This window comes from Streptomyces sp. NPDC053048 (assembly GCF_044547045.1).
Classification (GTDB): domain Bacteria; phylum Actinomycetota; class Actinomycetes; order Streptomycetales; family Streptomycetaceae; genus Streptomyces.
Genome location: NZ_JBITZS010000017.1, coordinates 37072 through 61454, shown reverse-complemented (window position 1 = coordinate 61454; position 24383 = coordinate 37072). Strand labels below are relative to the sequence as shown.

General features: G+C 71.1%; 17 protein-coding genes. 12 read left to right on the top strand and 5 right to left on the bottom strand.

Annotated elements, in window-relative coordinates; all coding sequences use genetic code 11:
- Positions 1 to 215 precede the first annotated feature (215 nt).
- Complete coding sequence (locus tag ACIG36_RS32565; protein WP_399935960.1) at positions 216 to 1328, bottom strand: hypothetical protein; 1113 nt, start codon at positions 1326 to 1328, stop codon at positions 216 to 218.
- 157 nt (positions 1329 to 1485) lie between these two features.
- Between ACIG36_RS32565 and mtnA the strand changes: the two genes are divergently transcribed.
- The 7 genes from mtnA to ACIG36_RS32530 all read left to right on the top strand — a co-directional run bounded on the left by mtnA (position 1486) and on the right by ACIG36_RS32530 (position 10126).
- Positions 1486 to 2634, top strand: a complete 1149-nt coding sequence (mtnA, locus tag ACIG36_RS32560; RefSeq protein WP_399935957.1) for an S-methyl-5-thioribose-1-phosphate isomerase — start codon at positions 1486 to 1488, stop codon at positions 2632 to 2634.
- Positions 2631 to 3308 carry a two-component system response regulator MtrA gene (gene mtrA, locus ACIG36_RS32555; protein ID WP_009996349.1) on the top strand — a complete coding sequence of 226 codons (678 nt, stop codon included), beginning with the start codon at positions 2631 to 2633 and terminating at the stop codon, positions 3306 to 3308. Before mtnA ends, mtrA begins: the two co-directional genes overlap by 4 nt.
- Before the next feature lies 1 nt (position 3309).
- Positions 3310 to 5358 carry an MtrAB system histidine kinase MtrB gene (gene mtrB, locus ACIG36_RS32550; protein WP_399935952.1) on the top strand — a complete coding sequence of 683 codons (2049 nt, stop codon included), beginning with the start codon at positions 3310 to 3312 and terminating at the stop codon, positions 5356 to 5358.
- Complete coding sequence (locus ACIG36_RS32545) at positions 5342 to 7186, top strand: LpqB family beta-propeller domain-containing protein (RefSeq protein WP_399935946.1); 1845 nt, start codon at positions 5342 to 5344, stop codon at positions 7184 to 7186. The genes mtrB and ACIG36_RS32545 overlap by 17 nt, the downstream gene beginning before the upstream one ends.
- A 213-nt stretch (positions 7187 to 7399) precedes the next feature.
- Positions 7400 to 8125, top strand: a complete 726-nt coding sequence (locus ACIG36_RS32540) for a ComF family protein (RefSeq protein ID WP_399935943.1) — start codon at positions 7400 to 7402, stop codon at positions 8123 to 8125.
- A gap of 337 nt (positions 8126 to 8462) precedes the next feature.
- Complete coding sequence (hpf, locus tag ACIG36_RS32535; RefSeq protein ID WP_399935941.1) at positions 8463 to 9152, top strand: ribosome hibernation-promoting factor, HPF/YfiA family; 690 nt, start codon at positions 8463 to 8465, stop codon at positions 9150 to 9152.
- Between the two features lie 233 nt (positions 9153 to 9385).
- Entirely contained in the window at positions 9386 to 10126 is a 741-nt protein-coding gene (locus tag ACIG36_RS32530) for a response regulator (protein WP_399935938.1), read from the top strand.
- Positions 10127 to 10174: 48 nt separating this feature from the next.
- Here ACIG36_RS32530 and ACIG36_RS32525 read toward each other — a convergent pair whose 3' ends face one another.
- A complete protein-coding gene (locus tag ACIG36_RS32525; protein ID WP_399935935.1) occupies positions 10175 to 11398 on the bottom strand; it encodes a winged helix-turn-helix domain-containing protein in 1224 nt (407 codons plus the stop codon).
- A 44-nt stretch (positions 11399 to 11442) separates the two neighbouring features.
- On the bottom strand, positions 11443 to 12036 hold the full coding sequence (locus ACIG36_RS32520) for a GNAT family N-acetyltransferase (protein ID WP_399935932.1): 594 nt from the start codon (positions 12034 to 12036) through the stop codon (positions 11443 to 11445).
- Positions 12037 to 12263: 227 nt separating this feature from the next.
- On the opposite strand from ACIG36_RS32520, the gene secA reads away from it, so the two are divergent.
- Positions 12264 to 15089: a preprotein translocase subunit SecA gene (gene secA / locus ACIG36_RS32515; protein ID WP_399935929.1), complete on the top strand. Its 2826-nt coding sequence runs from the start codon at positions 12264 to 12266 to the stop codon at positions 15087 to 15089.
- Between the two features lie 95 nt (positions 15090 to 15184).
- Here secA and ACIG36_RS32510 read toward each other — a convergent pair whose 3' ends face one another.
- Positions 15185 to 15619 carry an Rv3235 family protein gene (locus ACIG36_RS32510; RefSeq protein ID WP_399935926.1) on the bottom strand — a complete coding sequence of 145 codons (435 nt, stop codon included), beginning with the start codon at positions 15617 to 15619 and terminating at the stop codon, positions 15185 to 15187.
- Between the two features lie 291 nt (positions 15620 to 15910).
- On the opposite strand from ACIG36_RS32510, the gene ACIG36_RS32505 reads away from it, so the two are divergent.
- The 4 genes from ACIG36_RS32505 (at position 15911) to ACIG36_RS32490 (ending at position 23753) form a co-directional block, all read left to right on the top strand.
- A complete protein-coding gene (locus ACIG36_RS32505) occupies positions 15911 to 16414 on the top strand; it encodes a DUF6912 family protein (RefSeq protein WP_399935923.1) in 504 nt (167 codons plus the stop codon).
- Positions 16415 to 16517: 103 nt separating this feature from the next.
- Positions 16518 to 17180: an HAD family hydrolase gene (locus ACIG36_RS32500; RefSeq protein WP_399935969.1), complete on the top strand. Its 663-nt coding sequence runs from the start codon at positions 16518 to 16520 to the stop codon at positions 17178 to 17180.
- A 328-nt stretch (positions 17181 to 17508) separates the two neighbouring features.
- Positions 17509 to 22515 carry an NAD-glutamate dehydrogenase gene (locus tag ACIG36_RS32495; RefSeq protein ID WP_399935920.1) on the top strand — a complete coding sequence of 1669 codons (5007 nt, stop codon included), beginning with the start codon at positions 17509 to 17511 and terminating at the stop codon, positions 22513 to 22515.
- A gap of 83 nt (positions 22516 to 22598) precedes the next feature.
- Entirely contained in the window at positions 22599 to 23753 is a 1155-nt protein-coding gene (locus ACIG36_RS32490) for a hypothetical protein (RefSeq protein WP_399935918.1), read from the top strand.
- Here the strand turns inward: ACIG36_RS32490 and ACIG36_RS32485 are convergent.
- A complete protein-coding gene (locus tag ACIG36_RS32485) occupies positions 23681 to 24247 on the bottom strand; it encodes a GtrA family protein (RefSeq protein WP_399935915.1) in 567 nt (188 codons plus the stop codon). The genes ACIG36_RS32490 and ACIG36_RS32485 overlap by 73 nt on opposite strands.
- Positions 24248 to 24383: the final 136 nt, after the last annotated feature.

The window sequence follows — 24383 nt, the reverse complement described above, 5'->3', positions numbered from 1 at the left end:
CCGGAAGCTAAGCCTTTCAGCGCCGATGGTACTGCAGGGGGGACCCTGTGGGAGAGTAGGACGCCGCCGAACTCCTTTTGAATAGAAAGCCCTGGTGGGAACTCCGGTTCCCGCCAGGGCTTTCTTGCGTTTCCGGACGGCCGGTGCAGGAGTCATTCGTCCGGCTGTTCTCCGGGCGCCTCAGCACCGGAGAACAGCCGGACGAGTGGCATCAATTACTCGCCCGCCGCGCGTGCGAGCTCGATGTCCAGGGACTCGCGCCGAATGCGCTGATCCATATAGAGGAGAGCCGTCACGCCGGCCGTAATCGGCAGAGTGAACGTGGAGGCAATGGTCGCGCTGATGCCATTGGAGATCAGGAGGGGCCAACCCTCGAGGCCCTCACCAAGATCACCAGTAAAGATCGTCGCGCCGAGGGCGGCCGGAATCTGAACCAATGCGCCGATCATGAAAGCGAGGAAAGCGGCGAGAATCTGTATTCCGAAGATCCGGCCCCACGCGCCCTGTACGAGCTTTGCCGACCGGCGCATGCTTTCGATCACGCCCTGCTTCTCCAGCATGAGGGCCGGAGCCGCGAGGCTGTAGCGAATCCAGAGCCATACGGCGGCGACCAGCCCCGCTGTTCCGCCGAGCAGCATCAGTGAGGCTGTGGCGCCCTCATCCGCCCCCGACGCGCCGAGAACCAGCCCGGGGGCCAGGCCCAGGACGAACGAGCCCACGATCAGCAGCGGGACCAGGCAGAACAGGCCCGCCATGCCGAGCAGCCGGGGCCGTGCGTTCGCCCAGGCCTCGCGCATCGTGACCGGTCGGCCGAGTACCGCCCGGCTGACCACGAACGTCAGGATCGCGGTGGCGAAGATCGAGCCCACCAGGCCGACGATCCCGGCCGCCGCGGCTCCCGACAGGCCCTTCCTGAAGGTCCGAAGAAGTTCGTCCAGCTCGGCGTTCTCGTCGAGGGCGTCCAGGTTCTCCGACATGTCGGGGAACCACAGGCCCGTGACCACGGTGGCGACCGTCTGCGTGCAGACCGCCACGCCCAGGGACACGCCCAGCACCGTTCGCCAGTGCAGGCGCATCGTGCTGAAGGTGCCCTCCAGGATCTCGCCGACGCTCAGCGGCCGCAGGGGGATGACGCCGGGCTGTGGCGCCTGCTGCTGCCATGGGCTGCCCCAGCCGCCCCCAGGGCGTCCGTTTCCGGGGCCGCCCCAGCCGGCGCCGCCCTGACCGCCGCCATCGCCACCACCGTCGCCGCCCCGGCCGCCGCCGCTGTCCGCGCGGGCCCGGCCCCAGCCGGGCGGCGTGGCGCCCGGAGAGTCGTTCATTTCCATAGCTCCTTCGGAATCCCTTACCGGTCGGCCATCGTGTCATGGCCTCCCTGTCGCGCCCGTGGACCCGTGAAGCCCCTCGTGGCCCCGGAGAGCTCGTACGAGGGAGACGGGCGGGCGTGGCCTTCAATAGTTGGGGTGCGCGGGGCAGACTGGACCAATGGCTGATCAGTACGCGGCACCCGTGTCCCGCTCCGGATCTCCTGCCGTCCCGGCCCTGCGCTGGGAGGACCTGCCGGAAGGGCCCGTGATCGTCCTCCTGGACCAGCGGAGGCTCCCTGCTGACGAGACCGAGCTGGTCTGTACCGACGTTCCCGCGTTGATCGAAGCGATACGTTCCCTGGCCGTGCGCGGCGCCCCGCTGCTCGGGGTCGCGGGCGCCTACGGGGTCGCCCTGGCGGCGGTGCGCGGCTTCGACGTGGACGAGGCCGCCGAGATGCTGGCCGCTGCCCGTCCCACCGCCGTCAACCTGGCCTATGGGGTGCGGCGCGCCCACGCGGCCCACCACGCGGCCCTCAAGGGCGGCGGCGATGCCGAGCAGGCCGCAGCGGCCGCCCTGGCCCAGGCCCGAGCCCTGCACCGCGAGGACGCCGAGGCCAGTGCCGACATGGCGGCACACGGTCTCGCCCTGCTGCAGGAGCTGCTGCCCGGCGGCGGGTTCCGCATTCTGACCCACTGCAACACCGGCGCCCTCGTCTCCGGAGGCGAGGGGACGGCCTTCGCGGTCGCGGGGGCCGCGCACCGGGCCGGGGAGCTGCGGCGGCTGTGGGTGGACGAGACGCGTCCGCTGCTGCAGGGGGCGCGGCTGACCGCGTACGAGGCCGGCCGGTCGGGGATGCCGTACACCCTGCTGACCGACAACGCCGCCGGCTCGCTGTTCGCGGCGGGCGAGGTGGACGCGGTGCTGATCGGCGCCGATCGCATAGCCGCGGACGGCTCGGTGGCCAACAAGGTGGGCAGCTACCCGCTGGCCGTGCTGGCCCGCTACCACCATGTGCCGTTCGTCGTCGTGGCGCCGACCACGACCGTTGATCTCGGTACGCCGGGCGGCGCCGCGATCGAGGTGGAGCAGCGGCCCGGTCATGAGGTGACGGACCTGCCGGCGGTGGGTTCCGGGGTGGGGACGGCGGCTTCCGTGTCCGTGGCTCCCTTGGGTGCGCAGGCCTACAATCCTGCGTTTGATGTCACACCGCCGGAGTTGGTGACCGCGATTGTCACGGAAAACGGCGTTCTTTCACCCGTGACAGAGGCCGGTCTGGCGGAGCTGTGTGCCAGGTCACGATCGGGTAATGGGATGATGTCGATATGAAGGGACGCGTCCTTGTCGTCGACGACGACACCGCACTGGCCGAGATGCTCGGAATTGTGCTTCGTGGTGAGGGTTTCGAGCCGTCGTTTGTAGCGGACGGCGACAAGGCACTCGCTGCTTTTCGGGAAGCCAAACCCGATCTTGTATTGCTCGATCTGATGCTGCCGGGCCGCGATGGCATTGAGGTCTGCAGACTGATCCGGGCCGAGTCCGGCGTGCCGATCGTGATGCTGACGGCGAAGAGCGACACGGTCGATGTGGTGGTCGGGCTGGAGTCCGGCGCGGACGACTACATCATCAAGCCGTTCAAGCCGAAGGAGCTCGTGGCCCGGATCCGGGCGCGGCTGCGGAGGTCGGAGGAGCCTGCTCCGGAGCAGCTGACCATCGGTGACCTGGTGATCGACGTGGCCGGGCACTCGGTCAAGCGCGACGGCCAGTCGATCGCGCTGACGCCGCTGGAGTTCGACCTACTGGTGGCGCTGGCCCGTAAGCCGTGGCAGGTCTTCACCCGTGAGGTGCTGCTCGAGCAGGTCTGGGGTTACCGCCACGCCGCCGACACGCGGCTGGTGAATGTGCATGTGCAGCGGTTGCGCTCGAAGGTCGAGAAGGACCCCGAGCGGCCGGAGATCGTGGTGACCGTCCGTGGTGTGGGGTACAAGGCGGGGCCGAGCTGAGATGCCGGGCAACGGTGCCGCTCCGGAGCGGGACGCGGGGCGGCCCGTCGGCGCGGCGCCGGGCGGCATATCGATCTTCCGGCGCCTGTGGCGCGCGGGACGGCTGCTGTCGGACGGCGCGGGCGCGGCGCCGGTGCATCCGCTGCTGCGCCTGTACGCGCGCTGGGTGCGGCGGCCGCTGCTGCCCGCGATGCGGCTGTGGCGGCGGAACATCCAGCTGCGGGTGGTCGCCACCACGCTGCTGATGTCGCTGGGCGTGGTGCTGCTGCTCGGTGTGGTGGTCATCGGCCAGGTGCGCAACGGTCTGCTGGACGCGAAGCGCCATGCGTCGCAGAGCCAGGCCGAGGGTGGTTTCAAGGCGGCGCGGGACGCCGCCGAGCCGGGTGCCGAGGGCCGTGGCCAGGACGGATCGCAGTCCGGCGGCCGGGGCAACCGTGACTCCGGTGCGTGGCTGACCGCTCTGGTGCAGCAGCTGGCCAGTGGTGGCCAGGGCGTGTACCACGTGGTGGCGCTGAGTGCCGCGGGCGACAGCTCGTACGTGGGCGCCGGCGGCACGCGCGGCCCGCGGGCCTCCGGTGACATCGACCCGGAGCGCAGTGTGCCCGCCGACCTGCGGCGGCAGCTGGATGGCCGTACGGGCACGTTCGAGAAGCCCGGGACGATCAAGCGCAGCGGTTCCGACGAGGGCGAGCCCGCGCTGATCGTCGGCAAGCGGATGTACGACGTCAACGGCGAGCCGTATCAGCTGTACTACCTCTTCCCGTTCACGCAGGAGGAGAAGTCGCTGAGCCTGGTCAAGGGCACGCTGGCGACGGCCGGGGTGTTCGTGGTGGTCCTGCTGGGGGCCATCGCCTGGCTGGTGGTGCGGCAAATCGTTACGCCGGTGCGGATGGCCGCGAGCATTTCGGAGCGACTGGCGGCGGGCGTTCTGCAGGAGCGGATGAAGGTCACCGGCGAGGACGACATCGCACGTCTGGGTGAGGCCTTCAACAAGATGGCGCAGAACCTCCAGGTGAAGATCCAGCAGCTGGAGGACCTGTCGCGGATGCAGCGCCGGTTCGTCTCGGACGTCTCGCACGAGCTGCGCACGCCCCTGACGACCGTACGGATGGCGGCGGACGTCATCCATGAGGCGCGTGAGGACTTCGACCCGGTGACGCGGCGTTCGGCGGAGCTGCTGTTCGGGCAGCTCGACCGTTTCGAGTCGCTGCTGGCGGACCTGCTCGAGATCAGCCGGTTCGACGCCGGGGCGGCGGCGCTGGAGGCCGAGCCGATAGACCTGCGCGACGTCGTGAACCGGGTGATCGAGGCGGCGCTGCCGCTCGCGGACCGCAAGGGCAGCAGGCTGCTCGTACGCGGTGACGAGCAGCCGGTGATCGCCGAGGCCGACGCCCGGCGCGTCGAGCGGGTGCTGCGCAACCTCGTGGTCAACGCCGTGGAGCACGGCGAGGGCCGGGACGTGGTGGTGCGGCTGGCGGTGGCCGGCGGGGCGGTCGCGGTCGCGGTGCGCGACTACGGCGTCGGGCTCAAGCCGGGCGAGGCGACCCGGGTGTTCAACCGTTTCTGGAGGGCCGATCCGGCGCGGGCCCGTACGACCGGCGGCACGGGCCTGGGCCTGTCGATCGCGGTCGAGGACGCGCGGCTGCACGGCGGCTGGCTGCAGGCATGGGGTGAGCCGGGCGGCGGGTCGCAGTTCCGGCTGACGTTGCCGCGCACGGCGGGCGACTCGCTGCGCGGTTCTCCCATTCCGCTGGAGCCGGAGGACTCGCGCCGCAACCGCGGGGTCAACGAGGCGGGCGTGCCCCTGGCGCTGCCGGGCCGGCAGTCACCCGTACCGCCGGTGCCGCCCGTACCGCCGCACAGCAGGAACGTACGGCCGACGGCGGATCCGACCGCGCTGCCCGGGAGCGGGGCGCGTGTGGTGCCGCGCACCGGCGGAACGCTCGCCGGGGACAAGAGCGCCGACAGGGCGGCCGAAAAGCCCGCCGACGGCACCGACAGCGGCAGCGGCCGCGGGACGACCGGAGGTGACCGTGACGGTCAGGCGTAGGCTCCGCGGGATCACCGGAAGTGGCCGTCCGGCGGGCGCCCTGATCGCTCTGGTCGGCGGCGCGCTGCTGGCCGGCTGCGCTTCGATGCCCGGCAGCGGGGAGGTGACCCCGGTCGACTCCTCGCAGCGCGCGGACGCCGACGCGCAGGTGCGGGTGTACGGGGTGCCGCCGCGCAAGAACGAGCAGCCGCAGGAGCTCGTCGCGGGCTTCCTGGAGGCGACGACGAGCGACGATCCGGACTACGAGACGGCCCGGATGTACCTGGCGAAGTCCGTGAAGCGGCAGTGGGACCCGTCCGCGTCGACGACGGTGCTGGACCGCACCCCGCAGGTGCGCATCGAGCGGACGGGCAGTGACCGGGAGCAGTCCTACACCGTCACGCTGACCGGCAAGCAGATCGCGAAGGTCGACGCCAAGCACGCGTACAAGCCGGACGAGCGAGCGTTCAAGGCCACCCTGCAGATGTCGCGGGAGAACGGCGAGTGGCGCATCGACGCGCTGGACGCGGGTCTGGTGCTGGGCGTCTCCGACTTCCAGCGCATCTACCGGTCGGTCAATAAGTACTACTTCGCCGAGCTGGGGCCGGACGGTGGCGGTGGCGGCAGGGCCCGCGGCGTGCTCGTCGCCGATCCCGTCTATCTGCGCAAGCGGATAGACCCGGTGACCTCCGGGGTCAAGGCGCTGCTGGACGGGCCCACCAACTGGCTCGACCCCGTGGCCGGGACGGCCTTCCCGACCGGCACCCGCCTGGTGGAGCCGCGGCTGTCGCTGGACGACTCCAATGCCCTCAAGGTGCGCCTGAACGACCGTGCCGCGGCCGCCGGCCAGGAGCAGTGCCGGCGCATGGCCGCGCAGCTGCTGTACACCGTGCAGGAGTCGGCGAAGGTCACGGATGTGACGCTGCAGCGCAAGGACGGCTCCCGGCTGTGCTCGCTCGGCAAGGAGCAGGCCAGGTCGTACGCGCCGGACCAGACGTCCGGGCGGCCGGACGGGCAGTACTTCGTCGACGGCCAGCGCCGCATGGTGAGCCTCGCCGACAACGACGAGCAGCCGCGCCGGGTGCCGGGGCCGTTCGGCGCGGACGGCGCGGCCCAGCTGCGTTCGGTCGCCGTGGACCGCAGTGAACGCCGGGCCGCCGGGGTGTCCGCCAATGGGCAGGCGCTGTATGTCGCGCCGCTGCAGGCGGGCGCCGCGCTGGGCGAGGCCCGGCTGACCGCGCACGGCGGCGGCTCCGGCAAGGCGGGGCTGACCGCGCCGAGCTGGGACGGCCTGGGCGATCTGTGGGTCGCCGACCAGGATCAGGAGCGGCCCCGGCTGCTGCGGCTGCCGGGCGGTACGGGCGCGCCGGAGGAGGTCCGGGTGTCCGGGCTGGACGGCGGACGGATCACCGGCGTGCGGGTGGCGGCGGACGGGGTGCGGATCGCGCTGCTGGTGACGCGGGGCGACCACACGGTCCTCAAGCTCGGCAGGGTCGAGCGGAGCGGCAGCGTGGGGCGGCCGAGCCTTTCGGTGCAGGAGCTGCGGTCCGTCGCGCCGCGGCTGGAGGACGTCGGCGCGGTCTCCTGGTCGGGCGCGAGCCGGCTGCTGGTCGCGGGCAGCGAGCAGGGCGGTCTGCAGCAGCTGCAGTATGTCGAGACGGACGGGTCGCAGCCGAACAACTCGGGGCTGCCCGGCATCACCGGGGTACGGGGCATCGCCGCGTCGGAGACTCCCGGCAAGGCGCAGGCGCTGGTCGCGGAGGGCGACGGCGGCATCTTCCGGCTGCTGCCGGACACGAACTGGAAGCTCGTGGGCAAGGACGGTTCGGCTCCGGTCCATCCGGGGTGATTCCGCTCGGGCTGTCGGGACCGCCGGGCGCCGGACCGTTGGGCTGTCGGACCGCTGGGCCGTCGGACTGTCGGCCGTGCGGGTCGGCGACGGCCACGGCCACGGTGACGGATCGCGTGCGCTCGGGCGCGTGGTGTTTCCGCTGCTCGTGGGCCGTCGGCCGGGTTTTCCACAGGGGTGGCGGGCTCGGGTGCGTGGCGGGACAGTGGAGCCATGCGCGGGTGGTGGCGGGACGTCGCGGACCTGGTGCTGCCGGGTGAGTGCGCGGGCTGCGGCCTCCCACGGCACGCGCTGTGCGAGGGGTGCCGGGCACGGCTGTGCGGCGGGCGGCCGAGCCGGGTGGTGCCGGAGCCGGTTCCGGCCGGATTGCCGGACGTCTACGCGGCGGCGCGGTATGCGAACGGGGTGCGCGCGGTGCTGCTCGCGCACAAGGAGCGCGGAGCGGTGGGCCTGGCCGAGCCGCTGGGCGCCGCGCTGGCGGGCGCGGTGCTGGGGGCGCGACGGTCAGGCGGGGCCTGGGATGTACGGGCCGGGAGTGGCCCGTTGCTGCTCGTGCCGGTGCCCTCCGCGCGGCGGGCCGTGGCCGGGCGGGGGCATGACGCCGGGCGGCGGATCGCGCTGGCGGCAGCCGGTGCGCTGCGCGCCGGTGGGGTACCCGCCCGGGTGGCGGCCGTACTGCGGTTGCGGCGGGCCGTCGCGGACCAGTCGGGGCTGGACGCCCGGCAGCGCTCGGCGAATGTGGCCGGGGCGATGGGGGCAGTGAGCGGGGTGGGACGCCTGTGGCAGGAGGGAGAGCAGGTGATGCTCGTCGACGACCTGGTGACGACCGGGGCCTCACTTGCGGAGGCCGCGCGTGCCGTCTCCGCGGCGGGTGGCCGGATCGCGGCGGCGGCCGTGGTCGCGGCCCCTCCGCGGGCTTTCGAAAACCACCGGAACTGACGGGGAAGGCCCCTCGTTCCTGAGGGAAACGGCAGGAAAACACCTGAATGGAGGTACGTCGCGGTAGGGGGTACCGACGGGCTTCCCAGCGAGATATGTTCGGTTGTGAGGAATGGCAGAAGCTATGCCTCATATCTCCGATTGGCGTGTTTCGTATGCCTTCGTCGAAGCTGGGAAGAAGCTCGATGAGGCTCGAAGCCGTGGGGTGTAGATCTTGTCGACGGGGGAGGAGGAGGTGAAAACCGCCTAGTCGGGGGCTCCGGGGAACCCCGGGGCCTGATGCAAGAGGGATGCGCTCCGCAACCTTCGGCGGAGCGATCCGGGAACGGAGTTCTGCGTGGACATCGTCGTCAAGGGCCGCAAGACAGAGGTGCCCGAGCGGTTTCGCAAGCACGTGGCCGAGAAGCTGAAGCTGGACAAGGTCCAGAAGCTGGACGGCAAGGTGATTCGCCTCGACGTGGAGGTGTCCAAGGAGCCCAACCCCAGGCAGGCCGACCGGTCGGACCGGGTGGAGATCACGGTGATCTCCCGTGGACCGGTGATCCGGGCAGAGGCCGCAGCGACGGATCCCTACGCCGCGCTCGATCTCGCAGCGAACAAGCTCGAGGCGCGGCTGCGCAAGCAGCACGACAAGCGCTTTGACCGCCGGGGCAACGGACGGATCCCGGCAAGCGATGTAGCGGCGACCGTCATCGGTGCCGCGGAGCTCAACGACAACGGCCGGCTGGTCGCGGAGGAACAGGCGGGCGGCGTGCCCGTCACACACATGGGGCCGCTGGAGGTACGCGGAGAAGGGCCGCTGGTGGTCCGGGAGAAGACCCACTCCGCCGCCCCGATGACGCTCGACCAGGCACTCTACGAAATGGAGTTGGTCGGCCACGACTTCTATCTGTTCGTCGACTCCGAGTCCAAGCTGCCCAGTGTCGTCTACCGGCGGCACGCCTATGACTACGGCGTCATCCGCCTCAACGCCGACCCGCTCTTCGAAGTGGAACCCGGCGGCGCGGGCGGCGCGCTGGGAGGCTGAAGCGCGAGGCCACGGCCGTGACGCACGGCCGTGGCCCCGTGTGAGCCGTTGGACCCGTGATGGTGCCCCAGGAGCGCCGGTGCGCTCCCGGGGCATCGCCGTGCGACCACGGAAAGCACTGCCCGGCGGCCCGGCATGAAATCATGAGTGGCCAACCGCCGGTCCGCCGGAACCGGTTGGGGTGGCGCTGACCGTGCAACCGCGAGGGGCCATGGCCTTCAGGGGGAGGAACGATGGCGAACAGGTTCGGACCCGTGACCGGGCCCGGCGATGACGACGAGGGCGCCCACCCGGACCGGGGCGCCGCGCGGGAGGAGCCGATCCGGGTCCTGGTCGTGGACGACCACGCGCTCTTCCGCCGCGGCCTGGAGATCGTTCTCGCCCAGGAGGAGGACATCCTGGTCGTGGGCGAGGCCGGGGACGGCGCCGAGGCGGTGGACAAGGCGGCCGACCTGCTGCCCGACATCGTGCTGATGGATGTGCGCATGCCCAAGCGCGGCGGCATCGAGGCCTGCACCTCCATCAAGGAGGTGGCTCCCAGCGCGAAGATCATCATGCTGACGATCAGCGACGAGGAGGCCGACCTCTACGACGCCATCAAGGCGGGAGCGACCGGCTACCTCCTCAAGGAGATCTCCACCGACGAGGTGGCGACGGCCATCCGCGCGGTGGCGGACGGCCAGTCCCAGATCAGCCCGTCGATGGCGTCCAAGCTGCTGACCGAGTTCAAGTCGATGATCCAGCGCACCGACGAGCGCCGGCTGGTGCCGGCGCCCCGGCTCACCGACCGCGAGCTGGAGGTGCTCAAGCTCGTCGCGACGGGCATGAACAACCGTGACATCGCCAAGGAGTTGTTCATCAGCGAGAACACGGTCAAGAACCATGTCCGCAACATCCTGGAGAAGCTGCAGCTGCACTCCAGGATGGAGGCCGTGGTCTACGCGATGCGGGAGAAGATCCTCGAGATTCGCTGAGGGCGTTCCGGGGCCGTCAGGGCTCCCGGCGTCGCGGCCCCGGTGGTCTCACGGCTCCCGGTCCAGCGCGGCGACCAGTGCCGCGGCCAGCCCGGCGTCGTCGCAGCGCTCGACGCGCACGGCGTCGCAGCCCACCCACCCGGCCGCCTCCCACAGCGCCCGTGCCATGGGTTCGACGGCCTTGGCGTCCTCGAGCGAGACCTGCCGGGCCACCAGCGTCCGTCCCTCGCGCGCCGGATCCACCCGGCCCGCCAGCCGGCCGCCCGTCAGCAACGGCATCGCGAAGTACCCGTGCACCCGCTTGGGCTTGGGGACATAAGCCTCCAGTCGGTGCGTGAAGCCGAATATCCGCTCGGTGCGCGGCCGGTCCCAGATCAGGGAGTCGAACGGCGACAGCAGCGTCGTACGGTGCCGCCCCCGGGCGCCGTCCGCCAGCGCCGCCGGGTCCGCCCAGGCGGGTTTGCCCCAGCCCTCGACCTCGACCGGCACCAGGCCCGTGTCGTCGACGACCGCGTCGACCTGCTCGCCCTTGAGGCGGTGGTAGTCCGCGAGGTCGGCGCGCGTCGCCACGCCCATGGCCGTGCCCGCCTGTGCCACCAGGCGCCGTACGCACTCGGCGTCGTCGAGGCCGTCGTGGAAGAGGGCCTCCGGCACCGCGCGCTCGGCCAGGTCGTAGACGCGCTTCCAGCCGCGGCGGCGGGTGCACACCACCTCACCGGTGTCCAGCAGCCACTCCACCGCGATCTTCGTCTCGGACCAGTCCCACCACTCGCCGCCGTTCTTGGCGCCCCCCAACGCTCCCGCGGTCAGGGGCCCGTCGGCCTCGAGGCGGGCGCGGACGGCCGCGCACGAGCGCTCGGAGTCCTTCATCACGTGCCAGCGGTGACCTCGCGCTTTCATGGCGCGGCGCCGGAAGGCGAACAGCGGCCACTCCTCGATCGGCAGGATGCACGCCGCGTGCGACCAGTACTCGAAGGCGTGCTCACCGCTCCAGTACGCCGACTCCACCGCGTCCCGCCCGACCGCGCCCAGGCGGGCGTACGGCACCAGCTCGTGCGAGCGCGCGAGCACCGAGATGGTGTCCAGCTGGACCGCGCCGAGGCGGCGCAGCACACCGCGCGTCCCGGCCCGCCGGTCCGGGGCGCCGAGGAGGCCCTGGGCGCGCAGCGCCAGCCGGCGCGCCTCGTCGGCGGACAGCCGGGCCTCGGGCCTGCGGGCCCCGGCCGTACGGGAGGATCCGGAACGGCCCTTCGCGGTGGCGGTAGTTGTCATACCGAGCAGCCTAGGGGCGGCCACTGACAACGGTCCGCGCGGGATCAGTCGCGCTCGGGAAACGGCAGGTAGGGCGTGTGCGTCGGCAGCCCGATGTCCGAGGGGAGCAGGGAGCCGATCCAGGCGTCGCGGCGGACGCCGTTGTGGAGGATCTTCGAGCGCATGGTGCCCTCCATCCGGAAACCCGCCTTCACGGCGACGCCGCGCGAGCCCTCGTTGCCGGCCTCCGCGTACCACTCCAGCCGCTCGACGCCCAGGTTCTCGAAGGCCCAGCGGATCACCTCGCGGGCCGCCTCCACGGTGTAGCCGCGGCCGCGCGCGGGCTTGGCCGTCCAGTAGCCGAGCTCGGCCTGCCGCTCGGGGGCGCGCAGCTCCGCGAGGCGCACCAGGGCCATCGAGCCGAGGAGCCGGTCGTCGTCCCGGGCGAAGAGCCCGAAGGCGTACATCGAGTCCTCGAGCCAGCCGGCCGGGCACGTCTCCTCGACGTACACGCGCGCGTCCTCCAGGGTGTAGGGGGAGGGCACGTTCGTGTAGCGCGGAATGTCCGGGTCCTGGCAGGCCTCGTGGACGGCGGGCGCGTCGGCGGGGGTGAAGGTGCGCAGCACGAGCCGCTCGGTGGTCAGACTTATGGGCTCCATGGCCGGAGTCTAGGGACCGGCTCCGGGGGAACGCGTCCGAATATCGGTGCCCCGGCACCTTCCGGGAGGGCCGTTCGTTCTCACTGCGGGTGACACCCGGCCTCGGTGCCGACGGACCTCCCGGCGCGGTGGGGTCCTCGCTTACGATGGCCGTTGCGGCGGGGACTGTCCCGTCGTGCCCGCGCACCCCACCGTGCCCAGGCCCGACCGGCAAGGAGCCAGCCTACGTGTCCGTCTTCGGCAAGATCATGCGTGCAGGAGAAGGCAAGATCCTGCGCAAGCTGCACCGCATCGCGGACCAGGTCAATTCCATCGAAGAGGACTTCCTCAACCTCTCCGACGCCGAGCTGCGTGCCCTGACCGAGGAGTACAAGCAGCGGTACGCCGACGGAGAGAGCCTGGACGACCTGCTGCCCGAGGCCTTCGCGACCGTCCGCGAGGCCGCCAAGCGCGTACTCGGCCAGCGCCACTACGACGTGCAGCTCATGGGCGGTGCCGCCCTGCACCTCGGGTACGTGGCGGAGATGAAGACCGGTGAGGGCAAGACCCTCGTCGGCACCCTCCCCGCGTATCTGAACGCCCTCTCCGGCAAGGGCGTCCACCTGATCACGGTGAACGACTACCTGGCCGAGCGCGACTCCGAGTTGATGGGCCGGGTGCACAAGTTCCTGGGTCTGTCGGTCGGCTGCATCCTCGCCAACATGACCCCGGCCCAGCGCCGTGAGCAGTACGGCTGCGACATCACGTACGGCACGAACAACGAGTTCGGCTTCGACTACCTGCGCGACAACATGGCGTGGTCGCAGGACGAGCTGGTGCAGCGCGGTCACAACTTCGCCGTCGTCGACGAGGTCGACTCCATCCTGGTCGACGAGGCCCGTACGCCGCTGATCATCTCCGGCCCGGCCGACCAGGCCACCAAGTGGTACGGCGACTTCGCCAAGCTGGTCACCCGCCTGACCAAGGGCGAGCCGGCCAACCCGCAGAAGGGCATCGAGGAGACCGGCGACTACGAGGTCGACGAGAAGAAGCGCACGGTCGCCATCCACGAGGCCGGCGTCGGCAAGGTCGAGGACTGGCTGGGCATCGACAACCTCTACGAGTCGGTCAACACCCCCCTCGTCGGCTATCTGAACAACGCCATCAAGGCGAAGGAACTGTTCAAGAAGGACAAGGACTACGTCGTCATGGACGGCGAAGTCATGATCGTCGACGAGCACACCGGCCGTATCCTCGCCGGCCGCCGCTACAACGAGGGCATGCACCAGGCGATCGAGGCGAAGGAAGGGGTGGACATCAAGGACGAGAACCAGACCCTCGCCACGATCACCCTGCAGAACTTCTTCCGCCTCTACGACAAGCTGTCCGGTATGACCGGTACGGCCATGACCGAGGCCGCCGAGTTCCACCAGATCTACAAGCTCGGCGTGGTGCCCATCCCGACCAACCGGCCGATGCTGCGCCAGGACCAGTCGGACCTGATCTACCGCACCGAGATCGCCAAGTTCAACGCGGTCGTCGAGGACATCGCCGAGAAGCACGAGAAGGGCCAGCCGATCCTGGTCGGCACCACCTCGGTCGAGAAGTCCGAGTACCTCTCGCAGCAGCTCGCCAAGCGCGGCATCCCGCACGAGGTCCTCAACGCCAAGCACCACGAGCGCGAGGCGTCCATCGTTGCCCAGGCCGGCCGCAAGGGCGCCGTCACGGTCGCCACCAACATGGCCGGCCGCGGTACGGACATCAAGCTCGGCGGCAACCCCGACGACCTCGCCGAGGCGGAGCTGCGCCAGATGGGCCTGGACCCGGTGGAGCACGTCGAGGAGTGGGCGGCCGCGCTGCCCACGGCCCTCAAGAAGGCCGAGGCCGCGGTGAAGGAGGAGTTCGAGGAGGTCAAGTCGCTGGGCGGCCTGTACGTCCTGGGCACCGAGCGCCACGAGTCCCGCCGCATCGACAACCAACTGCGCGGCCGTTCCGGCCGGCAGGGCGACCCGGGCGAGTCCCGCTTCTACCTCTCCCTCGGCGACGACCTGATGCGCCTGTTCAAGGCCCAGATGGTCGAGCGCGTGATGGCCATGGCCAACGTCCCCGACGACGTGCCGATCGAGAACAAGATGGTCACCCGCGCCATCGCCTCCGCCCAGTCGCAGGTCGAGCAGCAGAACTTCGAGACCCGCAAGAACGTCCTGAAGTACGACGAGGTCCTCAACCGTCAGCGCGAGGTCATCTACGCCGAGCGCCGCCGCGTCCTGGAGGGCGAGGACCTGCACGAGCAGGTCAAGCACTTCATGGACGACACCATCGACGACTACATCCGCCAGGAGACCGTCGAGGGCTTCGCGGAGGAGTGGGACCTCGAGCGGCTGTGGAGCGCGTTCAAGCAGCTCTACCCGGTGCGCGTGACCATCGAGGAGCTGGAGGACGCGGCCGGCGACCGCGCGGGCATCACCGCCGAGTTCATCGGCGAGTCCGTCAAGGACGACATCAACGAGCAGTACGCGGCCCGCGAGGAGCAGCTCGGCTCCGACATCATGCGTGAGCTGGAGCGCCGCGTCGTGCTGTCCGTCCTGGACCGCAAGTGGCGTGAGCACCTCTACGAGATGGACTACCTCCAGGAGGGCATCGGCCTGCGGGCCATGGCCCAGAAGGACCCGCTGGTCGAGTACCAGCGCGAGGGCTTCGACATGTTCACCGCCATGATGGAGGGCATCAAGGAGGAGTCGGTCGGCTACCTGTTCAACCTGGAGGTTCAGGTCGACCAGCAGCTGGAGGAGGTCCCGGTCGACGAGAGCGCCGAGCGGCCGTCCCTGGAGAAGGTCCAGGACACGGTGCCGGCCGCGCGTCCGGAGATCCGCGCCAAGGGCCTCGACGCCCCGCAGCGGCCCGACCGCCTGCACTTCTCCGCTCCCACGGTGGACGGTGAGGGCGGCGTGGTCGAGGGCGACTTCACCAACGACGAGCCGGGCGAGTTCCGCTCCGAGGCGGACGGCCTGACCCGCGCCGAGCGCCGCAAGGCGCAGCGCAGCGGCGGTGGCGGCCGCCGACGCAAGAAGTAGTCCGCGACAGCGGCCCCGGAGGGGCGGGACACCCGGTGCGACAACCGGTGTGTCCCGCCCCTCCGGCGTGTCGGCTCTCGCGACTGTGCCCGTCCTCATGGCCGTCCCGCCCCGCCCAGCTCGACCGCCGAGCACCGCCAGCGCAGGTCCGGGCAGTGCTCCAGACGGAAGGCCAGCGCCCGTAGCCGGTCGCCGGAGGTGATCCTGGCGTAGGCCTCGATCACCCCGGGGCGGGGCCGGAACTCGCCGCAGCGGCTCACGACCGGGACGGCGCGGCCGGGCGGCGCGGGGCGCAGGGGCGCGTACGGTGCCAGTTCGGCCAGCTGGTCGTAGGCCGGGCCGAGGGCGTAGCCGAGCATCCAGTGCACCGGGCGCTGTCCGCTGAGGGTGAGCAGCAGCCGTTCGGCGAACCAGTAGCGCGGGTGCTGCCGCTCGCGCTCGCGGCGGCGGGCCGCCAGGTCGGCCGCCGGACGGCGGGTGTCCGTGCGCCGTGGTGGCGCGCTCCTGAGACCGCTTCTCGTCCTGTGCATCGCGCTCGCCCCCCGAGGTGCCGGGCCCGGTGTTCCGTACCGGGCGGTAGCCGGATCGGTGATCTTCTACCGGCCGTTTTCGGAGGGCGGCAAGGGCGCGGCCGGGGCGCCGGAGCGGCCGTCCGCATTCACCTATCCGGGGGAGCGGGGCCGTGCCGGACGGGCGGAAGGCGCGACACCGGGTTCTGGCGGGGCGGGCCGTCGGGGGTGACCGGCACTTCGAAGGGGGACTCGCGCCCGTATGCTGGCAGCACTGTTCGTAAGCCCTCAGTCACCAGGAAAGCGGCGGTCATGCGCGTCTACGTCCCCCTGACCCTCCCCGGTCTCGCCGAGGTGTACAAGGCGGGCGAGCTGGGCCCGGCGGAGCTGGACGCCTACGCCGTCACTCCCGCGCTGCGCGAGTGGTACCTCTCCGAGGACATCGAGGAGCTGGAGTACGCGGCGCTCGGCCGTGCCGCCCAGGGCTCGCTGCGGCGGCTGGCCGCCGAGCCGCAGGCCCCGCGGCGGCGCGTGGTGGTCGCGGTGGACGTGCCCGACGGCGCGGTGACCATCGACCCGGAGCGCGGCCTGGACCCGTCGGCGCTCGGCGGGGTGCGGCTGGCCGGCCCCGTGCCGCTGAAGAAGGCGGCGGCCGTGCACGTCGACTCAGGCGACGCGGAGGAGGACGTGGCCGCCGCGGCCGCCGCGCTGGGCGCGGCGGACCAGGGGGACGACGACGCGCAGTTCACGGTGGACGGGGCCGAGGACCACGAGCTGATGTGGTTCGGGGTGCAGGAGATCCCGAACCTGATCTGACACCGGTCCGAGGGCACTCGTCCGACGGCACCGGTCCGAGGACGCCGGTCCAGGGGGCGTTGTCACACCCCCCGGGTACGGTCTTGGCATGGGGATGCGGAGCATGGGCAAGCAGGCGGCACACATTGTGTGGGACTGGAACGGCACGCTGTTCCACGACATCGACGCGGTGATGTCGGCGACGAACGCCGCCTTCGCCGAGATCGGCCTGGAGCCCATCACCCTGGCCCGGTACCGGGAGCTGTACTGCGTGCCGATCCCGCGCTTCTACGAGCGGCTGATGGGCCGCCTGCCCACCCAGGCCGAGTGGGACCACATGGACGTGGTCTTCCACCGGCACTACCTGGACCACCACATACGCTGCTCGCTCGCGGACGGCGCCGAGTCGCTGCTGGAGCGCTGGCAGGAGACGGGCGGGACGCAGTCGATCCTGTCGATGTACGGGCACGAGGACCTGCTGCCGCTGGTGCGGGGCTTCGGGATCGAGCGCAGATTCATCCGGGTGGACGGGCGCATGGGCCCTTCGGGCGGCAGCAAGGCGGAGCACATGGCCCGCCATGTTGCGGGTCTGGAGGGGGTGAGCGCCCGGCGCACGGTGGTCATCGGCGACGCGGTGGACGACGCCGTCGCGGCCGCCCACGTCGGCGCGCACGCGGTGCTGTACACGGGCGGGTCGCACAGCCGGGAGTCGCTGGCGGAGGCTGGGGTTCCGGTGGTGGACAGCCTGGTGGAGGCCGTCGCCGAGGCCGAGCGCCTCGTCGGCTGAGCCGTCGCTGTCCAGAGCGTCAAAGTTCTGCCCCAGGATTTGTACGAAAGCAGCTCGTGACGTCATCCGGGGGAAGAGCGATAGCCTTACCAGGTGATCAGCGCGATATCCAGCAGGGGCGACGACGCCTCTGTCCTGCTCCCGGGCCGCCACCGTGCCCGGGTCGCCGCTGGTCCCCGGAACCGGGCGTTTCCCATGAACTTCACCGAGAACGCCCCGGTCACCGCGCATCCCGGCATAACGTCGAAGACGACCGGAGACCCCGCGTCGTGGCGTGACGCCATCACCACCTATGTCTCGCAACGGCGCGCGACAGGAGCCAGAGGACATGCAGACCAAGCTGGACGAAGCCAAGGCCGAGTTGCTCGAACGGGCGGCCCGCGTCGCTGAAACCGGTCCGGCCGGGGGGCCGCAACCGGGCGGGCCCAAGGGCGAGGGCGGGCTCGACCACGAGACCCTGACCGCCTACCTCCAGCGCTATTACCTGCACACCGCCCCCGAGGACCTCACCGGACGCGATCCGGTCGACATCTACGGTGCGGCGCTCTCGCACTACCGCCTGGCCGAGAACCGGCCGCAAGGCACCGCGAACGTCCGCGTCCACACCCCGACGGTGGAGGAGAACGGCTGGACGTCCAGCCACTCCGTCGTCGAGGTCGTCACCGACGACATGCCCTTCCTGGTCGACTCCGTCACCAACGAGCTCTCCCGCCAGAACCGCGGCATCCACGTCGTCATCCACCCGCAGGTCGTCGTCCGCCGTGACGTCACCGGCCGCCTCCTCGAGGTGCTGGGCTCCGCCTGCGACGCCCACGGCACCGGCAAGGACGCCGAGCTGCCGCACGACGCGCTCGTCGAGTCCTGGATCCACGTCGAGATCGACCGCGAGACCGACCGCGACGACCTCAAGCAGATCTCCGTCGACCTGCTGCGCGTCCTGTCCGACGTCCGCGAGACCGTCGAGGACTGGGGCAAGATGCGCGACGCCGCGCTGCGCATCGCCGACGGGCTGGCGGACGAGCCGACGGCCGACGTCGCCGAGACCGAGATCGACGAGGCCCGCGAGCTGCTGCGCTGGCTGGCCGCCGACCACTTCACCTTCCTCGGCTACCGCGAGTACGACCTGACGAGGGTCGCCACCGACGGCGAGGAGGAGGACGTCCTCACGGCCGTTCCCGGCACCGGTCTGGGCATCCTGCGCTCCGACCCCTCCCACACCCCCGACGGGCACCACGACGGCCACCACGCGCCCCTCTCGCGCCCGTCCTCGACCTCCTTCAACCGGCTGCCGGCGGACGCCCGCGCCAAGGCCCGCGAGCACAAGCTGCTCGTCCTTACCAAGGCCAACAGCCGCGCCACCGTGCACCGCCCGTCCTACCTCGACTACGTCGGGGTGAAGAAGTTCGACGCCGACGGCAACGTGGTCGGCGAGCGGCGCTTCCTGGGCCTGTTCTCCTCGGCCGCGTACACCGAGTCCGTCCGCCGCGTGCCGGTCATCCGCCGCAAGGTCGCCAAGGTCCTGGCGGACGCCGGTTTCAGCCCCGACAGCCACGACGGCCGCGACCTGCTCCAGATCCTGGAGACCTACCCGCGCGACGAGCTGTTCCAGACCCAGGCCGACCAGCTGCGCGCCATCGCCACCAGCGTGCTCTACCTGCAGGAGCGCCGCCGGCTGCGGCTGTACCTGCGGCGCGACGAGTACGGGCGCTACTTCTCCGCCCTGGTCTACCTGCCGCGCGACCGCTACACCACCGGCGTCCGGCTGCGCCTGATCGACATCCTCAAGGAGGAGCTCGGCGGCACCAGCGTCGACTTCACCGCCTGGAACACCGAGTCGGTCCTCTCCCGGCTGCACTTCGTCGTCCGCGTCGAGCCCGGCGCCGCCCTGCCCGACCTGTCCGACGCCGACGTCGAGCGCATCGAGGCCCGCCTGGTCGAGGCCGCCCGCTCCTGGGCCGACGGCTTCGCCGAGACGCTGACCGCCGAGGTGGGCGAGGAGCGCGCCGCCGAACTGCTGCGCCGCTACGGCCAGGCCTTCCCCGAGGGCTACAAGGCCGACCACAACCCGCGCAGCGCCGTCTCCGACCTCGGTCACCTGGAGCAGCTGACGTCGGCCGGCGGCGACCGCGACTTCGACCTCAGCCTCTACGAGCCGGTCGGCGCGGTCCCCGGCGAGCGCCGCTTCAAGATCTACCGCACGGGCGAGCCGGTCTCGCTCTCCGCCGTCCTGCCGGTCCTGCACCGGCTCGGCGTCGAGGTCGTCGACGAGCGCCCCTACGAGCTGCGCTGCTCGGACCGGACCACCGCCTGGATCTACGACTTCGGGCTGCGCCTGCCCGAGAACATCGTGGGCGACGACGCCCGCAGCCGCTTCCAGGAGGCCTTCGCGGCCGTGTGGACCGGCGCCGCGGAGAACGACAACTTCAACAAGCTCGTCCTGCAGGCCGGTCTCGACTGGCGGCAGGCGATGGTGCTGCGGGCGTACGCCAAGTACCTGCGCCAGGCCGGTACGACCTTCAGCCAGGCGTACATGGAGGACACCCTCAGCAACAACGTCCACACCACCCGGCTGCTGGTCAACCTGTTCGAGGCCCGGATGTCCCCGGCCCTCCAGCGCGCCGGCACCGAGCTGATCGACGGCCTGGAGGAGGAGCTGGACGGCGCCCTCGACCAGGTGGCGAGCCTGGACGAGGACCGCATCCTGCGCTCCTTCCTCACCGTCATCAAGGCCACCCTGCGCACCAACCACTTCCAGCGCACGAGTGCGGGCGAGCCGCACGCGTACCTCTCGATCAAGCTGGACCCGCAGGCCATCCCCGACCTGCCCGCACCGCGCCCGGCCTTCGAGATCTGGGTCTACTCCCCGCGCGTGGAGGGCGTGCACCTGCGCTTCGGCAAGGTCGCCCGCGGTGGCCTGCGCTGGTCCGACCGGCGTGAGGACTTCCGCACCGAGATCCTGGGCCTGGTCAAGGCGCAGATGGTGAAGAACACCGTCATCGTGCCGGTCGGCGCCAAGGGCGGCTTCGTCGGCAAGCGGCTGCCGGACCCGTCCGTGGACCGCGACGCGTGGCTGGCCGAGGGCATCGCCTCGTACAAGACCTTCATCTCCGGTCTGCTCGACATCACCGACAACATGGTCGGTGGCGAGGTCGTGCCGCCCAAGGACGTCGTCCGCCATGACGAGGACGACACCTACCTCGTCGTCGCCGCCGACAAGGGCACCGCGACCTTCTCCGACATCGCCAACGAGGTCGCCGTCTCCTACGGCTTCTGGCTGGGCGACGCCTTCGCCTCCGGCGGCTCGGCCGGCTACGACCACAAGGGCATGGGCATCACCGCCCGCGGTGCCTGGGAGTCCGTCAAGCGCCACTTCCGCGAGCTCGGCCACAACACCCAGACCGAGGACTTCACGGTCGTCGGCGTCGGCGACATGTCCGGCGACGTGTTCGGCAACGGCATGCTGCTCTCCGAGCACATCCGCCTGGTCGCCGCCTTCGACCACCGGCACATCTTCCTCGACCCGACCCCGGACGCGGCCGTCTCCTACGCCGAGCGCCGCCGGCTGTTCGAGCTGCCGCGCTCCTCCTGGGCCGACTACGACACCTCCCTGCTGTCCGCGGGCGGTGGCATCCACCCGCGCAGCGCCAAGTCGATCCCGGTCAACGCGCACGTACGGCAGGCCCTCGGCATCGAGCCGGGCATCACCAAGATGACCCCCGCCGAGCTGATGAAGGCCATCCTCAGCTCGCCCGTCGACCTGCTGTGGAACGGCGGCATCGGTACGTACGTCAAGGCGTCCACCGAGTCGCACACCGATGTCGGCGACAAGGCCAACGACGCCATCCGCGTCGACGGCCAGGACCTGCGCGTCAAGGTCGTCGGCGAGGGCGGCAACCTGGGCCTGACCCAGCTCGGCCGCATCGAGTTCGCGCTGTCCGGCGGACCGGAGTCCACCGGCGGCCGGGTCAACACCGACGCCATCGACAACAGCGCCGGCGTGGACACCTCGGACCACGAGGTGAACATCAAGATCCTGCTCAACACGCTCGTCATCGACGGCGACATGACCGTCAAGCAGCGCAACAAGCTGCTCGCGGAGATGACCGACGAGGTCGGCGAGCTGGTGCTGCGCAACAACTACGCGCAGAACGTCGCCCTGGCCAACGGTGTCGAGCAGGCCACGAGCCTGCTCCACGCCCACCAGCGGATCATGCGCCGGCTCACCCGCGAGGGTCACCTGGACCGCGCGCTGGAGTTCCTGCCCAGCGACCGGCAGATCCGCGAGCGGCTGTCCGCCGGGCGCGGGCTGACCCAGCCCGAGCTGGCCGTCCTGCTCGCGTACATCAAGATCACCACGGCCGAGGAGCTGCTGGGCACCGAGCTGCCCGACGACGCGTACCTGCAGCGGCTGCTCTACGCCTACTTCCCCGGGGCGCTGCGCCGCTCGTTCGGCGAGCAGATCGACAACCACGCGCTGCGCCGCGAGATCATCACGACCATCCTGGTCAACGACACCGTCAACACCGGCGGCTCGACCTTCCTGCACCGGCTGCGGGAGGAGACCGGGGCCTCGCTGGAGGAGATCGTCCGGGCGCAGACCGCGGCCCGTGAGATCTTCGGCCTGAACGGCGTGTGGGACGCCGTCGAGGCGCTCGACAACGCGGTCGCCGCCGACGTCCAGACCCGCATCCGGCTGCACTCGCGCCGCCTGGTCGAGCGCGGCACGCGCTGGCTGCTCAACAACCGGCCGCAGCCGCTGCAGCTGGCGGAGACCATCGAGTTCTTCCGCGACGGCGTGGAGGCGGTCTGGGCGGAGCTGCCCAAGCTGCTGCGCGGTGCGGACATCGAGTGGTGGCAGTCCATCCACGACGAGCTCGTCGCCGCCGAGGTGCCCGACGAGCTGGCGGTGCGCGTCGCGGGCTTCTCGTCCGTCTTCCCGGCCCTGGACATCGTCGCCACGGCCGACCGCACGGGCAAGGAGTCGCTGAGCGTGGCCGAGGTCTACTACGACCTGGGCGACCGGCTGCACATCAGCCAGCTGATGGACCGGATCATCGAGCTGCCGCGTGCCGACCGCTGGCAGTCCATGGCCCGTGCCTCCATCCGTGAGGACCTCTACGCCGCCCACGCGGCCCTCACCGCCGAGGTCCTGTCGGCCGGCAACGGCTCCTCCACGCCGGAGGAGCGGTTCCGGGAGTGGGAGGAGCGCAACGCCGCGATCCTGAGCCGGGCGCGCACGACGCTGGACGAGATCCGGGGTTCGGACGCCTTCGACCTGGCCAACCTGTCGGTGGCGATGCGCACGATGCGCACGCTGCTGCGCACGCACGGCTGAGGCTCACCCTCCGCATCGGTATGAAAGGGGCGGCTCCGGGGAAAACCCCCGGAGTCGCCCCTTTCGCGTGCTAAGAGAGACGGATGACCGTCGTTCCACGGCTTGTGTCCACCCCGGCGCGCCGGGAGACGGCCCTCGCGGTGGCCCTCCATCTGGCCGTGGCGGCCGTCGGCTGCACCGTGATGCTGCTGATCAACGAACGCCTCGGGCACGACGTGCGCTGGCTGCTGCACCGCTGGGACAGCGGCAACTACCTGCACGTCGCCGAGCACGGCTATCCGGGCTCCATCGCCTACCGCCCCGACGGCACGCCCGAGTACAGCCGGCTGGCGTTCTTCCCGCTCGTGCCCGCCCTGATCCGCGGCACGCACCTGGTCACCACGCTGCCGTTCGCGTACGCCGGGATGCTCCTGTCGTGGTGCGCCGCGGCGGTGGCCGCGGCCGGGGTGTTCACGCTCGTGCGGGCGGTCGGGGCGGGCGTCGGCGCCGGGTACGCGTGCGTGGCGCTGTGGTCCTGCTCCCCGTACGCCTTCGCGCTGTGGGTGCCCTACTCGGAGGCGGTCTTCAGCGCGTTCCTGCTGTGGGCCCTGGTGGCCCTGCTGGCGGGCCGCTGGCTGACCGCCGGTGTGCTGTGCGCGCTGGCCGGGGCGGTGCGCCCGACGGCCACCGTGCTGATCGCCACGCTGGTGGTGGCGGCCGGCTGGGCGGTGCTGCGGCGCCGGGACGGCTGGCGCCCGTGGGCGGCGCTGGCGCTGGCGCCGCTGGGGCTGCTGGCGGGCTGGCTGTACCTGGGCAGCAGGGTGGGGCGCTGGGACGGCTGGTTCGAGGCGGAGCGGGCGTGGGGACAGTCCTTCGACTTCGGCAGCGGCACGGTCCGCTTCCTGTGGGAGGTCCTGCTCTACCGGGACGGGGAGGTCGACGACGTCCGCCACGTGGCGGTGTTCGCGGTGGTGCTGCTGACGGCGGTGGGGGCGCTGGCCCTGGCGCTGGACCGGAGCGTGCCGTGGCAGCTGGCGGTACTGGTCGGCATGGCCTGGCTGCTGATGATGGGGACGCCCGGCTCGCAGTTCTCGAAGCCACGCTTCATGCTGCCGTTCCTGCCGGTTCTGCTGCTGTTGGCGGCCCGGCCGCTCGCGCGTGCTCCGCTTGGGGTGCGGATCTGTCTCTACGGTGGAGGTGCGGTGGTCTCGGGTTGGTACGCGGCCGGGTTGCTCGTGCTGTTCGACGGCTCGCCGTGACGTCCGCCGGGATTGCCGTGACGTCCCTCAGGATCGCCGCCGGGATCGCCGTCGTCCTTCCCGCCGGGCGGGCGGCCCCGCCGCGGCCCGCGGCGGGGCAGGGCCCGGAAGACCCACGCCCGGTAGGACCAGAAGCGGAACAGGGTGGCCGTGGCGATGCCCAGGAACTTGAAGACGTTGCTGAGAAACGGGCTCGCCCAGCCGAAGCCGTAGGTGGCGATGTAGAGGATGCCGTTCTCGATGACGAGCCCGACGCCGCTGAAGGCGGCGAAGAGGACGACCTCTCTGCTGCGGTGGCTCTTGTCGCGGTCCCGGTAGGTGAAGTACCGCAGGCCCAGGTAGTTGAACGCGATGGCGACGGTCGTCGCGACGACGCTGCAGCGCACGACCGGCAGTCCGGTGGCCCCCCGGCACACGTTGAAGACGCCGAGGTTGACGAAGATCCCCAGTCCGCCGACCGTGCCGAACTTCGCGAATTCCCGGCCGAGAGCCATCAGGCGGTCCCGGCCGCGTGCGCCTGTCCCCCTCGATTGCGTCGGTCGCAAGGGCATCTCCCGATACGGTCGCCACGCCTAGCGGACATTTCACGTAGACAACCGATTGTAGTGTAAATTGCCGCAAAAACTGACA

What these genes read in the sequence shown, in the direction of transcription:
- mtrA (WP_009996349.1), top strand. Translation starts at nt 2,631, where the DNA reads ATGAAGGGACGCGTCCTTGTCGTCGACGACGACACCGCACTGGCCGAG.
- ACIG36_RS32485 (WP_399935915.1), bottom strand. Translation starts at nt 24,247, where the DNA reads ATGGCTCTCGGCCGGGAATTCGCGAAGTTCGGCACGGTCGGCGGACTG.
- ACIG36_RS32520 (WP_399935932.1), bottom strand. Translation starts at nt 12,036, where the DNA reads ATGGAGCCCATAAGTCTGACCACCGAGCGGCTCGTGCTGCGCACCTTC.
- ACIG36_RS32500 (WP_399935969.1), top strand. Translation starts at nt 16,518, where the DNA reads ATGGGCAAGCAGGCGGCACACATTGTGTGGGACTGGAACGGCACGCTG.
- ACIG36_RS32540 (WP_399935943.1), top strand. Translation starts at nt 7,400, where the DNA reads ATGCGCGGGTGGTGGCGGGACGTCGCGGACCTGGTGCTGCCGGGTGAG.
- mtnA (WP_399935957.1), top strand. Translation starts at nt 1,486, where the DNA reads ATGGCTGATCAGTACGCGGCACCCGTGTCCCGCTCCGGATCTCCTGCC.
- ACIG36_RS32565 (WP_399935960.1), bottom strand. Translation starts at nt 1,328, where the DNA reads ATGGAAATGAACGACTCTCCGGGCGCCACGCCGCCCGGCTGGGGCCGG.
- ACIG36_RS32510 (WP_399935926.1), bottom strand. Translation starts at nt 15,619, where the DNA reads ATGCACAGGACGAGAAGCGGTCTCAGGAGCGCGCCACCACGGCGCACG.
- ACIG36_RS32490 (WP_399935918.1), top strand. Translation starts at nt 22,599, where the DNA reads ATGACCGTCGTTCCACGGCTTGTGTCCACCCCGGCGCGCCGGGAGACG.
- ACIG36_RS32495 (WP_399935920.1), top strand. Translation starts at nt 17,509, where the DNA reads ATGCAGACCAAGCTGGACGAAGCCAAGGCCGAGTTGCTCGAACGGGCG.
- ACIG36_RS32525 (WP_399935935.1), bottom strand. Translation starts at nt 11,398, where the DNA reads ATGACAACTACCGCCACCGCGAAGGGCCGTTCCGGATCCTCCCGTACG.
- ACIG36_RS32530 (WP_399935938.1), top strand. Translation starts at nt 9,386, where the DNA reads ATGGCGAACAGGTTCGGACCCGTGACCGGGCCCGGCGATGACGACGAG.
- mtrB (WP_399935952.1), top strand. Translation starts at nt 3,310, where the DNA reads ATGCCGGGCAACGGTGCCGCTCCGGAGCGGGACGCGGGGCGGCCCGTC.
- ACIG36_RS32505 (WP_399935923.1), top strand. Translation starts at nt 15,911, where the DNA reads ATGCGCGTCTACGTCCCCCTGACCCTCCCCGGTCTCGCCGAGGTGTAC.